This is a genomic window from Staphylococcus caeli, assembly GCF_051413795.1.
Classification (GTDB): Bacteria; Bacillota; Bacilli; order Staphylococcales; family Staphylococcaceae; genus Staphylococcus; species Staphylococcus caeli_A.
The window spans coordinates 81,219-94,521 of the sequence record NZ_JBOIRQ010000002.1 but is presented as its reverse complement, the minus strand read 5'-3'; the positions used below and the strand labels follow the sequence as shown (position 1 = coordinate 94,521).

At 32.8% G+C, this 13,303-nt stretch carries 12 protein-coding genes; 4 read left to right on the top strand and 8 right to left on the bottom strand.

What is annotated here, in order from left to right:
* Positions 1-92 precede the first annotated feature (92 nt).
* The 6 genes from ACSULM_RS02035 to nrdI all read right to left on the bottom strand — a co-directional run bounded on the left by ACSULM_RS02035 (position 93) and on the right by nrdI (position 6,692).
* On the bottom strand, positions 93-893 hold the full coding sequence (locus tag ACSULM_RS02035) for an iron ABC transporter ATP-binding protein (protein ID WP_436860113.1): 801 nt from the start codon (positions 891-893) through the stop codon (positions 93-95).
* The gene (locus ACSULM_RS02030; protein WP_436860112.1) at positions 890-1,849 is read right to left on the bottom strand and encodes an iron chelate uptake ABC transporter family permease subunit; all 960 of its coding nucleotides are present in this window, start codon (positions 1,847-1,849) and stop codon (positions 890-892) included. The genes ACSULM_RS02035 and ACSULM_RS02030 overlap by 4 nt, the downstream gene beginning before the upstream one ends.
* Positions 1,833-2,807 carry an ABC transporter permease gene (locus tag ACSULM_RS02025; protein ID WP_436860111.1) on the bottom strand — a complete coding sequence of 325 codons (975 nt, stop codon included), beginning with the start codon at positions 2,805-2,807 and terminating at the stop codon, positions 1,833-1,835. Before ACSULM_RS02025 ends, ACSULM_RS02030 begins: the two co-directional genes overlap by 17 nt.
* A 248-nt stretch (positions 2,808-3,055) precedes the next feature.
* Positions 3,056-4,024, bottom strand: coding sequence for a class 1b ribonucleoside-diphosphate reductase subunit beta (gene nrdF / locus ACSULM_RS02020; RefSeq protein ID WP_436855084.1), 969 nt, complete (start codon positions 4,022-4,024; stop codon positions 3,056-3,058).
* A gap of 201 nt (positions 4,025-4,225) precedes the next feature.
* The gene (gene nrdE, locus ACSULM_RS02015; RefSeq protein WP_436860110.1) at positions 4,226-6,331 is read right to left on the bottom strand and encodes a class 1b ribonucleoside-diphosphate reductase subunit alpha; all 2,106 of its coding nucleotides are present in this window, start codon (positions 6,329-6,331) and stop codon (positions 4,226-4,228) included.
* The gene (gene nrdI, locus ACSULM_RS02010) at positions 6,294-6,692 is read right to left on the bottom strand and encodes a class Ib ribonucleoside-diphosphate reductase assembly flavoprotein NrdI (protein WP_436860109.1); all 399 of its coding nucleotides are present in this window, start codon (positions 6,690-6,692) and stop codon (positions 6,294-6,296) included. The genes nrdE and nrdI overlap by 38 nt, the downstream gene beginning before the upstream one ends.
* 718 nt (positions 6,693-7,410) lie before the next feature.
* Here nrdI and ACSULM_RS02005 point away from each other — a divergent pair.
* The 4 genes from ACSULM_RS02005 (at position 7,411) to ACSULM_RS01990 (ending at position 12,381) form a co-directional block, all read left to right on the top strand.
* Positions 7,411-8,298, top strand: coding sequence for a DMT family transporter (locus ACSULM_RS02005; protein WP_436860108.1), 888 nt, complete (start codon positions 7,411-7,413; stop codon positions 8,296-8,298).
* Positions 8,299-8,311: 13 nt separating this feature from the next.
* Positions 8,312-8,812 carry a preQ(1) synthase gene (queF, locus tag ACSULM_RS02000; RefSeq protein ID WP_436855080.1) on the top strand — a complete coding sequence of 167 codons (501 nt, stop codon included), beginning with the start codon at positions 8,312-8,314 and terminating at the stop codon, positions 8,810-8,812.
* 187 nt (positions 8,813-8,999) lie between these two features.
* Positions 9,000-10,514 (top strand): peptide MFS transporter, encoded by a 1,515-nt coding sequence (locus tag ACSULM_RS01995; protein WP_436860107.1) that lies wholly within the window; start codon positions 9,000-9,002, stop codon positions 10,512-10,514.
* Positions 10,515-10,875: 361 nt separating this feature from the next.
* Positions 10,876-12,381, top strand: a complete 1,506-nt coding sequence (locus tag ACSULM_RS01990; RefSeq protein WP_436860106.1) for a peptide MFS transporter — start codon at positions 10,876-10,878, stop codon at positions 12,379-12,381.
* A 173-nt stretch (positions 12,382-12,554) separates the two neighbouring features.
* On the opposite strand, the gene ACSULM_RS01985 is transcribed toward ACSULM_RS01990, so the two are convergent.
* On the bottom strand, positions 12,555-12,821 hold the full coding sequence (locus tag ACSULM_RS01985; protein ID WP_436860267.1) for a Txe/YoeB family addiction module toxin: 267 nt from the start codon (positions 12,819-12,821) through the stop codon (positions 12,555-12,557).
* Complete coding sequence (locus tag ACSULM_RS01980; protein WP_069994386.1) at positions 12,814-13,068, bottom strand: type II toxin-antitoxin system Phd/YefM family antitoxin; 255 nt, start codon at positions 13,066-13,068, stop codon at positions 12,814-12,816. Before ACSULM_RS01980 ends, ACSULM_RS01985 begins: the two co-directional genes overlap by 8 nt.
* Positions 13,069-13,303: the final 235 nt, after the last annotated feature.

Genomic DNA, 13,303 nt, shown 5'->3' with positions numbered 1-13,303 from the left:
ACGCCTCCAAGATTTCTAATGATGTGTACCTTTTATGTCCCTAAAAGTTAAACCACGTTACAGTTGCATCACTCCCTTCAAAGTTTTGCTTGTTAGTGACTATGCACTGAATCCAAAGTCTGATCTACCATTGCTTCATCATAATAAACACATATGCGTTGTCCTCGAATCTCTTCAATGCTGATATTCATATCATATAGCTGATTTAATACATCTGTTTGTATGACTTCATCTTTTGTTCCTGCCTTTACTAAGCGGCCATGTTTCAGAGCAATAATGTCATCGGAATAACAAGATGCAAAATTTATATCATGAATAACAATAACTATCGTTTTATTTAACTGTCTCGCCAAGCGTCGTAACGTTTGCATGATCTGCACAGAATGTTTCATATCAAGATTATTTAATGGTTCATCAAGGAGAATATAGTCTGTATTTTGAGCAATCGTCATAGCTACATATGCACGTTGACGTTGCCCGCCTGATAGTGTTTTTATATTTCTATCCTTTATATCTGTAAGATGTAATAATTCTAGTGCGTAATCGATTTGCTTATAATCTTCTGGCTTTAAACGTCCTTTTGAATGTGGAAAGCGACCAAACCTAACCAATTGTTCAACTGTGATATTTAAATCTGTATGGTTAGATTGCTTTAATATGGACAATTTTTTTGCTAATTCATCACTTTTATAATCTGTAATTGCTTTGCCTTCTATCTCAATAGAACCTTCCTCAAAATCAATTAATCTTGTCACCGCAGATAAGAGCGTACTTTTACCAGCGCCATTAGGGCCAATCATAGAAGTAAGTCGACCTTTACTAATTTCTACATCTATATCTTGCAATATCACTTTATTTTGAATTGATTTTTTAAGTCCTTGAATTCGAATCACTGCGCATGTCTCCTTTTAATTAATAAATAAATGAAGTAGCTGCCCCCTACCAAATCGATAATAATGCTCACTTGAGTTGTCGCTTCAAAGAAATTCTCAACGATGGCTTGTGCTAAAAATAAACTCAACCAGCTAATACATATCGTTGCAGGTAAAATGTATTTATGTTGATAGGTCTTCATTAATTCATGTGCCAAATTTACTGTCAATAACCCTAAAAAGGTAATTGGACCTACAAGTGCTGTAGAAATTGACACTAGTATCGAGACTAATATAAGTAATAAGCGCGTCAATGTTTGATAGGATATGCCCAGATTGATAGCCTGGTCTCGACCTAAAAGTAAGACATCTAAATATGGTATCGCATATATGGTGATTAATATTAAAACAATCAAAATGATACCACACAACACCACAAGCTTACTGTTTGAAGCATCAAAGTTTGCAAACATTGCACTTTGAACTGCTAGAAAATCTTCAGGATTAATAATTAATTCCAAAAATCCTGTAATACTTTTAAAGAAAGTGCCTAGTATAATACCAATTAATAAAATGAAATATACTGATACATTTCCAATTTTAAAAATGCCTTGGAATAATAAAAGTGAGAATGCAATCATAACAATTACTGATATAGCGAAACTTATATATAAGTTAGTCACAAACACCGACTGTACACCAAACACAAATACGATTAAGACTTTGACAAACATATAAACAGCATCTAGTCCCATAATAGACGGTGTCAGCAATCGATTTGTAGTAATTGCTTGGAAAATGACTACAGAGGCTGCAATTGCACCACCTACTAATAACATGAGGATAAGCTTCCTAAATCGGCTCATAAATTGATATTCAAAAATCTCAAAATCAATGCCGATGAAAAGATATAAAGCTGCAACTAACAATGTTATTCCGCATAATATCCACAATTTTGATTTAGCGCTCATCTGCATAGTTATGTCTTCCTTTCATTAGCAATATTAGAAAAATAATAGTGCCAAAGACTCCAATCGTTAAACCGATATTAATTTCATAAGGGTAAACAACAATTCTTCCAATAATATCGGAAAACATGACAAAAACTGCACCAAGCATTGCCGTGTGTGGCAAGGCATTTTTTAGATGATCTCCTCTGAAAATTGAGACTATGTTAGGAACAATTAGGCCTAAGAAAGGCAATGTGCCTACAGTTACAACAACAAGCGCTGTGATAGTTGCAGTAATAAACAAACCAATGTTGATGATTTTTTGATAATTAAGACCTAAATTTGTACTAAAGTCTTTGCCCATTCCAGCTATAGTAAAATGATTGGCAAAAATATATGTAAGAATTAACAACGGAATACTTAAGTATAAAATCTCATATCTGCCACTCGTAATAATTGCGAAATTTCCATTTAACCAGTTACCAATGCTTTGCACAGTATTCGTTCTTAACGCAATAAAGGTTGCAAAACTGGATACAATGCCACCCAACATAATACCTAAGAGTGGAATGAAAATGACATCTGTAAAACGAATATATTGTACTAGTTTCACAAATAAAAATGTCCCTGCAACACTGAGAACCACCGCAAAAATTAATTTGATAATGATATTTTCTTGCGGAAAACAAATCATAGATATTAATATGCCTAATTTTGACCATTCCATCGTACCCGCAGTTGTTGGACTTACAAATTTATTCTGCATCATTTGTTGCATGATTAAACCTGCAAGTGCCAATGTACTACCCGAAATCAAAATGCTGACTGTCCTAGGAATACGGCTTGATACAATAATATTCATTTGACTTTCAGTTAAATGAAAAATATCAGTAATAGATACTTTACTTAAACCTATAAATAACGAAAGGATAGTTAGTAACAATAAAATAATAGCTAAGACTGTACCATTTAATAAAAATTTCATAATGCTCTATCCCTTTCATGTCTGAATGAATTCGCTCTAAATCCTAAATGGTAATGATAACCATTATCATTACCTACATAAAAATTTTACCTATTTTCATCTGTAAATTCAATAGGTTTCAGTGATTTAAATAAAAACATTTAATTGCATTAGATATATTTCTAATAATAAATTCAATATTTTTATAATAAACATAAAAATAGAGGTTAGCAGACACTACGCTGCTAACCTCTTAATATTATCTTTAGTTACTTATCAAAAATGAAATCTTCATCTGTGAGTGCCTCAACATTTAATGCTAAAGTATAGCCATCTCCTTTAACCGAGAAGAAATCATGATTTTTTGTAGTTGTATCTAAAGCATTTTCAATAATTGGATTAAATTCACGTTCTTCAAAGTACGGATCAAATCCTAGATTGGACAATGCTTTGTTTCCATTATATCTAACATAGTTTAATACATCTTCTGATAAACCGATATCATCATAAAGTGAGTGCGTGTATGCTACTTCATTTTTATATAAATCTTCTAATAATTTATACATTTCTTGATCGGCTTGTTGTTTTTCATTTTCTGAAAGTTCATTACGTAAACTTTGTGCATCCATACCTGTAAATACACCGTGGATAGATTCATCTAATAAAATTTTACGAATAATCTCACCAGAAGTTGTCATTTTACCCTGTCCTGCTAAATATAATGGATAATAAAAGCCTGAGTAGAATAAGAATGTTTCTAAAAACACACTTGATACACGTGCTATATATTGATCATAAATCGACGCTTCTTTGCCCCATAACTTATGATAATTCTCAATAATCTTGTCAGATTTATATTTTAAATGTGGCTCTTCAATAACCCATTTATCTAATAAATAGTTTGTTTCACTGGAAGGTAGTAACGTTGTAAAGATATGTGAATAGCTTTTAGCATGGATTTGTTCCATCATTGCCATAAACGAATATACGGCTTTTTTTCGTAAATCCGTTGTATGTAACATGATTAATGGCATACCATCGTCTGCTTGATGTGTATCAAGTCCTGTTAAACCTGCTAAAGCTTTTTTAAATGCTTCTTTTTCTGGATCAGTTAATGTTTTCCAACTTGCAATATCTTTAGATACTTTAAACTCAGTTTCTACCCACATTTGTGAAATATTTTGTCGCCAAAACATATTTGTCATGTCTTCTTGCGTATTCCAATTGACTGCTTTCATTTAGTTAATTTCCCCTATCCAGTAAATATTTATTTAACCAGTGATTTAATTCACGCGCATGAAAGACGCTTTGACAATGCTTTTTTAATCTGTCGCATCGTCTAAGCCCGTTCAACCGATTTATAGAGGTTAAGACCTGCCTAATGTCTCAACCTCAACTACAAATCACTGTTCATTATGCTTGAATAACAATTTCAATATTTATATAGAACAACTTGTACATTCTTCAACACTTAACAATTTATTTCTTGTGTAATATAAAGATTTTAATCCTTTATAGTGTGCATATACATATAATCTTGATAGCTCACGTGTAGATATTTCAGAATTAACATAAAGAATTGTAGAGATACCTTGGTCAACATGTGTTTGAATTGTTGAAATTAAATCAATCAGTTTCATTTGATCTGTATTAAATGCAGATTTGTAATACCACATTGTTTCAGGTGATAAAAATGGCATTGGATAGAATGTTTCTGCATTACCATAGGTACGACGCTCAATCTGATCAACAATTGGCATAACAGAACTTGTTGCATTTTGTACATAAGAAATACTCTGTGTTGGCGCAATTGCTAAACGATATGCATGGAATAAACCATGTTTTTCTACCTCTTGTTGAAGAGCTTTCCAATCTTCTGGTGTTGGAAGTTCTAAACCTTCAAATAATTGACGTACTTTAGCGAATTTTGGTTCAAATGTTTGAGATGTGTAAAAATCAAAATACTTACCGTTTGCATAATCTGATTGTTCAAAATCTGCATACGTTTCTTGTCTTTCTTTCGCAATTTCCATTGAACGTTCGATTGAATAGTAGTTCATCATCATAAAGAAGATATTCGCAAAGTCTTTTGCCTCTTCAGATTCATAACCAATTTTATTCTTCGCTAAATAACCATGTAAATTCATGACACCTAAACCTACAGAATGTAGTTCTCTGTTTGCTTTTCTAACACCTGGTGCATTTTGAATGTCAGCTTCGTCACTGACAACTGTTAATGCATCCATACCTGTGTGTACTGAATCGCGGAATTTACCAGATTCCATAACATTAACGATATTTAATGAACCTAAATTACATGAAATATCACGTTTAATTTCATCTTCTGTGCCATAGTCATTTATGATAGACGTTTCTTGTAATTGGAAGATTTCAGTACATAAGTTACTCATCTTAATTTGACCAATATTAGAATTGGCATGTACTTTATTCGCATTATCTTTAAACATTAAATAAGGGTAACCAGACTGTAATTGAGTCTGTGCAATCATATTTAACATTTCACGTGCGTCTTTTTTCTTTTTATCGATATTCGGATTCGCCACAAGCGCATCGTAATATTCGTCTAAATTGATATCATCTAAAGTTACGCCATATTCTTTATATATCGTATGAGGCGCGAACATGTGAAAGTCTTTACCTTCTTTTGCTAATTCAAAGAATTTTGAAGGTACAATTAATCCAGTTGAAATCGTAGATAAACGTAAATCTTCATCAGCATTTACTTTTTTAGTATCTAAAAATTCTTCAACATCATAGTGGAAGATATTTAAATAGACTGCGCCTGCACCAGGACGTTGCCCAAGTTGGTCTGCATAACTAAATCCACCTTCAAGTGATTTTGCAACTGGTAGCACACCTTTAGCTACACCTTTGATACCTTTAATTGCTTCTCCGCGCGCACGTAATTTTGATAAATTGATTGCAACTCCGCCACCAATTTTACTTAATTGTTTCGCTGTGGAATCGATAAAGTTAATTGAATTTAAACTATCATCTACTTCTAGTAAGAAACAAGACACAAGTTCTCCACGACGCGCACGACCAGCATTCAAGAATGTTGGTGTTGCAGGTTGATAGCGCTGCTCAATCATGGCAGAAATAAATTGTTTTGCTGTCGCTTTGTGACCATTTGCTAAATATAGCGATACAATTGCAACGTGTTGCTTGTAATCTTCTAGATATTGACTTTTATCATTTGTTTTTAAGGCATAGTCTTTGAAAAATTTACTTGCTGACATATAACTCGCAAAGTTAAATGGAATACTTTGAGCATAATCTGTAATTTCTTGTAAATCAGCTTCTGAATATTTTTCAAATACATTAAAATAGAAGTCATTATCAACGAGATAGTGCAGACGTTCTAGTTCTGTATCAAAGTAAATTGTTTTATCTTGAATTTCTTCCAAATACACCTCAAGTGCCTCTTGATCTTTTTCCAAATTGAAAAAGCCATTGTCTTTACGCTTAGTTACTTCATTATTTAATTCAATATGATTGTATTTCTTCTCGTCCATAATCTTCATTTAACTGCCCCACCTTATCTTTGAATTCACTTATATCACTCTGTGTTCCTTGTACTTCGAATTTCATTAGAAGTGGAACTTGATATTTCTCTGAAATTGATCGTCCAGCTTTCGCAAAGTTTTGTCCCCAATTGCGGTTTCCGCTAGCTGCAACGCCTCTTAATAAATCATGATTTACATCTAAAAATGACTGTACTGGTTGAGGTACTTCTCCAAATCCTATTGTTCCAGTGACCAAGATGAACGGCACATCAATTTTCTCAGCACAATTATTTTGCGTAATTTCCATAACATCAGCGAGTTCTATCTTGTTAATAAATCTACGCACATTGCCAGAAAATGAATAATAAACAACCTTCATTGGACCACCTTCTTTCTAAACTATTATTTTATTAATGATAAATCATAGTCATTAAATAGAACTTCTTTTATTTGTTTTTAAGAATAATAAGTAGTATCAACTTATTGAGATTACCACTATATATAGTACTTTCTATTAATAATATACAGTTATGTAAAAACTCAATTATTAAGTATTAATGCTTGATTTGTCATGTTTACACGTCCAAAAAAGTGTCATTTTACTTAAATTTTGATTTATTATAAATAAATTGACCACGCACAAAAACACAATATATTGTGTTTCGTCCTGGTCATCAATACTATATTCTGTGTTTCATTATACATAAGTCACAAGCTTATTAAAAGGGCTTTGTTTATGACAAAATATTGACTAACGAACAGAAATGGCACCAATTCAACGTTAGCTTGCTATTTTTTAATTTCAAAAATTTTTTTAGCATTTTCAAGATAATATTACTTGCTTTTTCCCAAATTTTTGTAAGCCTTGCTATTACTATAGTTAGCTCCAGATCATCATCTGTATTGTTTACAATTAAAAACACTCACAAGATATATCAAATCAATATAAAAACAAAAAATCGTCCAACCTAAATACGGAACGTTTGTTCGTATTCATTATCATACATCACTTCCATTTACCTTTCAAGCATATATACATATTCTCATTAATTATGCTAATATAGATACGTTAAAATTTTAAAATTGAGGCGATATATGTGAATCCTAAAGTTAAGGGTATCGTTGCTATCTTAATTTCTGCAGTCGGTTTCAGCTTTATGTCCGTCTTTTTCAGACTTGCTGGAGACTTACCCGTATTTCAAAAATCGCTTGCCCGGAATTTAGTAGCAATGTTTATACCACTTTATTTTATTTTTAAATATAAACAACCACTATTTGGTAAACTTAGTAGTCAGCCACTTTTAATTTCTCGTTCAACTTTAGGTTTAATTGGTGTGTTATTAAATATCTATGCAATTGATCATATGATTTTAAGTGACGCAGATACATTAATGAAACTCAATCCATTTTGGACAATTTTATTAAGTTTACTATTCTTAAATGAAAAAGTGCGTAATTATCAATTTTTGGCAATGGTAGTAGCCATCGTCGGTATGTTATTTGTCGTTAAGCCTGAGTTCTCATCTTCCATGATTCCTGCATTAGGTGGCTTGTTCTCAGGTATTTTTGCAGCAAGTGCCTATACTTGTGTCAGAGCATTAAGCACACGTGAAGCACCTTATACGATTGTATTCTATTTCTCTTTCTTTTCAATTATCGTATTAATACCATTCACAGCCTTCACATTCGAACCAATGACTTTAATGCAAGTTGTGTACTTGATTGGCGCAGGACTCGCAGCAGCTGCCGGACAAATTGGTATTACATTAGCTTATAGTTACGCACCAGCAAAAGATATATCTATTTTCACTTACGCATCGATTATATTCACCGCGTTATTTGGCTTTATCTTATTTGGAGAATCGCCGGACTTTTATGCCGTGCTTGGTTATATTATCATTATCGGTTCTAGTTACTACATGTTTGAAAAAGCAAGACGTCAACCTTTAGCAATACAAAAAGAAGAACAAAATCCTAAATCTTAAGGAGCGATTTAAAATGACAGAAGGACGTAATAAATCAGAATTAGAGGATATTACCTTACTTGGTAATCAAAATAATACTTATGACTTTGATTATAGACCTGACGTATTAGAATCATTTGATAATAAACATCAAGGACGCGACTACTTTGTGAAATTTAATTGTCCAGAATTCACATCGTTATGTCCAATTACTGGTCAACCAGATTTTGCTACGATTTATATTTCATATATTCCAAATGTAAAAATGGTTGAATCAAAATCATTAAAGCTGTATTTATTTAGCTTTAGAAATCATGGTGATTTCCATGAAGACTGTATGAATATCATTATGAACGATTTAATCGAACTAATGGATCCTCATTATATTGAGGTTTGGGGCAAGTTCACACCTCGTGGCGGCATTTCTATCGATCCATATACAAATTATGGTCGTCCAGACTCTAAATATGAAAAAATGGCAGAACACAGATTAATGAATCACGATTTATATCCTGAAAAAATTGATAACCGTTAATCACTTCTTCTATTCTATATAAACTACTTAGACCAAAGTGTATTTTGGTCTAAGTAGTTTTATTTTTTATATTTTGATATATGAAATAAAGGTCACGAACAAATGATTTTGTACGATTGAAATATACACTTGTTATTTTTGTGAAAACATTATAAAATTAATCCAACCATTTAGGGGGAGTGAATTTATGAAAAAGATAAGTTATACACATGAAGAAATCATGGAAAGTACACCACGTACAGGTTTCTTCGGTCATCCAAAAGGATTAAGCACATTATTTTTCACTGAGTTCTGGGAGAGATTCAGTTACTATGGTATGAAAGCCATTTTAATTTACTATCTTTACTATAGTGTAGCTGAAGGCGGTTTTGGCTTACCACAAGCTGTCGCACTTCAAATTGTTGCCATTTACGGTACATTAATTTATATGTCAGGGGCAATCGGTGGATGGATCGCAGATAGGATTACCGGTACACAAAATGCCGTATTCTATGGCGGATTCCTAATTATGATTGGACATATTCTACTATCGTTACCAAATAATTTAACGTTAGTCATGGTAGCACTTGCGGTTATCATTGCTGGTACTGGTTTATTAAAGCCAAATATCTCAACTACTGTTGGTGAATTATACGATCGTAATGATGTAAGACGAGATGCTGCATTCACTTTATTCTACATGGGTATCAACTTAGGTAGTTTAACAGCTCCATTACTTACAGGTTATTTACAAACAAGAATTAGTTTCCATGCTGGTTTTTTAGCAGCAGCTATCGGTATGTTCTGTGGTTTAGTTGTTTATGCGATTAAACGCAAAAAGAATTTAGGGTTTGCAGGTCGCAACGTACCTAATCCACTTACTAAGCCAGAAATTAAGAAATTCAGTTTTATTTCTATTGGCACATTAGTACTATTTTTAGCTTACCTAGGTATTTTACATTTAACAGGTAATTTAACATTAGAGAATTTCAGTTTCTTCATCACCGTTCTTGGTATCGTTTTGCCAATTTATATTTTTGTCGTAATGATTACTAACAAAGACGTAACAAAAGATGAGCGTTCACGTGTTTATAGTTACATACCATTATATATCACATCCGTTGCATTCTGGATGATTCAAGAACAAGGATCTACAGTACTTGCATCATTCGCTGATAAAAAGACACAACTTGAAATGTCTGTGCTTACCAATGGTTTAATTGATTTTTCAATTCCAGCCGCATGGGCACAATCATTAAACCCTGTCTTTATTGTTATCTTAGCACCAGTATTTGCAACGCTATGGATGAAATTAGGCAAACGTAACCCACCTACAGTATATAAATTTGCATTCGGTGCAATCATTGCAGGACTTTCATATTTAGTTATGATAATCCCATTAGCATCTGGAAATGACCTAATTAATCCACTGTGGTTAGTTTTAAGTTTCTTACTTATCACTGTTGGTGAATTGTGTATCTCACCTGTTGGTTTATCAACAACTACAAAATTGGCACCTGTTGCCTTTACAGCTCGTATGATGAGCTTATGGATGTTAAGTAATGCGACAGCACAAGATCTAAATGCACAACTTGTTGTGATATATACGAAAATGAATCAAAGCGATTACTTTATGTACTCAGGTTTAGTCGCAGTCGTTATCGGTATATTATTATTACTTGTTTCACCAAAAGTAAAACGTGCAATGAAAGGCGTTTACTAATTATTACCATATAATGTAGAATTCATATTCTATAAAACCAAGCGTAAATATTGCGTTTGGTTTTTCTTTGGCCAAATTTCCCTTGCTTTCTCATCATTACTTCTTAAATAATTATGCTTACGTTAATTAATGTGACACACGCAATACAAAAAATTGATAACACTCAATTAAATTCCTTTTTCACTACGTTTCAATGGCTCAAAATATAATGTACTAATTTTAAAATTTTTGAATTTATGTATTTAAAAATCTGAATGTTACGAATTTTCTTATTTTGAGAATATTATTGCAATTTAATTTTATTAAGCGTAAAATCTTTTTTATACATTTTATTGGGAGCAAGAAAGGACGGGAATGTTTTATGCAAGACAAATACATACAACATGAACAAGCAGCTAAATCTATTCCACAAAAAGGTTTTTTTGGACATCCAAAAGGACTCGGAGTGTTATTTTTCGTAGAGTTCTGGGAACGTTTTAGCTATTATGGCATGCGTGCACTACTCATTTTTTATATGTACTTTGCTATAAAAGATGGTGGACTAGGCATGGATAAAGGGACAGCCCAGTCAGTTATGGCTGTATATGGCGCCCTAATCTATATGACTTCTGTACTAGGAGGTTGGATTTCAGATAGAATTACTGGTACACGTGCCGCGACATTTTACGGAGGCGTCCTAATCATTATTGGGCATATATTCTTAAGTTTACCTTTACATATCGTGGGCTTATTTATTTCTATGTTCTTTATCATCGTCGGATCAGGCCTCATGAAACCAAGTATTTCAAATATCGTAGGCAGACTTTATCCTGAAAATGATACACGTATCGATGCAGGATTCGTTATTTTCTATATGTCCGTCAACTTAGGTGGTCTACTTTCACCATTAATTTTAGATCGCTTCGTAGGTTCAGGTAATTTCCATGCTGGATTCTTGATTGCAGCTGTTGGTATGGCATTAGGCCTTGTTTGGTACATGATTTTCAACAAGAAAAATATCGGTGAAGTTGGTACTAAACCAACTAACCCATTAAATCAAAGTGAGAAGAAAAAATATGGCTTAATATTTGCCATTGCAATTGCAATCATCGCAGCCGTATTAATCATTACAGGATTAACTGGCACGCTATCATTTAATATAGTAAGTACCGCGTTGTTAGTACTTGGTGTTGCACTGCCAATTATTTATTTCACTATTATGATTCGTAGTAAAGAAGTGACTGATGATGAACGTTCACGTGTTATTTCATTTATACCACTATTCATTCTAGGTGTAGTCTTCTGGTCTATTCAAGAACAAGGTGCAAACGTACTTAATCTATTTGCATTTGAGAGCAGTGATATGAAACTAAATCTTTTCGGTTGGAAAGCCGATTTTGGTCCTGCTCTGTTCCAGTCGATTAACCCATTATTTATCGTTTTATTAGCACCTGTCATTTCACTTATTTGGGCAAAAATGGCACGCCGTCAACCAAGCTTAGCAACTAAATTTGTACTTGGTGCAACACTCGCTGGTGCGTCTTATATCATGATTGGCTTAATCGGACATACAGCGGGCAATGATTTAAGTGTAAACTGGGTTATTCTATCGTATATCATTTGTGTAATTGGTGAATTGTGCTTATCTCCTACAGGTAATAGCGCAGCAGTTAAACTTGCACCTAAGGCATTTAACACACAAATGATGAGTTTATGGCTCTTGACGAATGCCTGTGCACAAGCAATTAATGGTACATTGGTTAAACTTATCGAACCGCTTGGCTATAAAAACTACTTCCTATTCCTAGGTGGTATCGCAATTGTAGTCAGCCTTATCATCCTTGCCTTTGTTCCGAAAATTGTAAAAGGCATGCGTGGTATCAAATAGATACATTAGGCAACATACATTATATTGAATTATATTATTTCAGAATACTAATTTCATAATTTCAAAAATCACCATTTCCTCTTAATTGAATTAAAGGAAATGGTGATTTTTTGTTATTAAATAATGTTGTCGCTCATTACAGGTACTAATAAATAATAGCGCAATCATTCGCATTAATAGTGATATCTACAAGATATAATGACAATATGATTGTCTCTAATTGCGTAAACTAATCTATGTTCATGATTAACTCTTCTACTACAGTACCCTTTTAAATTTCCAATCAAGGGCTCAGGTTTACCTTCACCGTCCAAAATACCTTCGCGTTGTATACTTTTGATTAAATTATTAATCTTTTTCATCAATTTTCTATCCTGAAGTTGCCAATATTGATAATCTCTAAATGCTGAATATGTAAAAGTGATATTGTAGTTACTCATAATCGTCAATATCTACTTCCATCATGTAAGCTTTTTCAACTTCAGCTATTGATTGAGCAAGATGTTGCGCATTAGCCGGGGTCTGTTGTAAATAAAGTGTTTCCATAATAGCGTTATAATCATCTTCCCCCATTAGTACTGCGTTACGGTCATTTGTTGTAATTGTTACTATATCATTATCATCATTCACTTTATCAATCAGTTTTCTAAACGCTTTCCGTGCATTTGAATAAGTAATGATTGTCATCTTTAACCCTCCTTTTCTAGTCAAATTAGTTGTACAACTTTATGTACAAGGAGTCTAGGTATTAAAGATATGTTAGGATTTCGAAATACACTACATAAAAACAAACACTATTTAAGTCCTTAATTATACTGAAAAAGAAAGATATAGAGCAGTACTTTTATCATATATTTACTTTTAGCTAAAAATGGGTACACAGTTATATAGAGAAATTAAATTTAAGAGAAATATGGTGAAT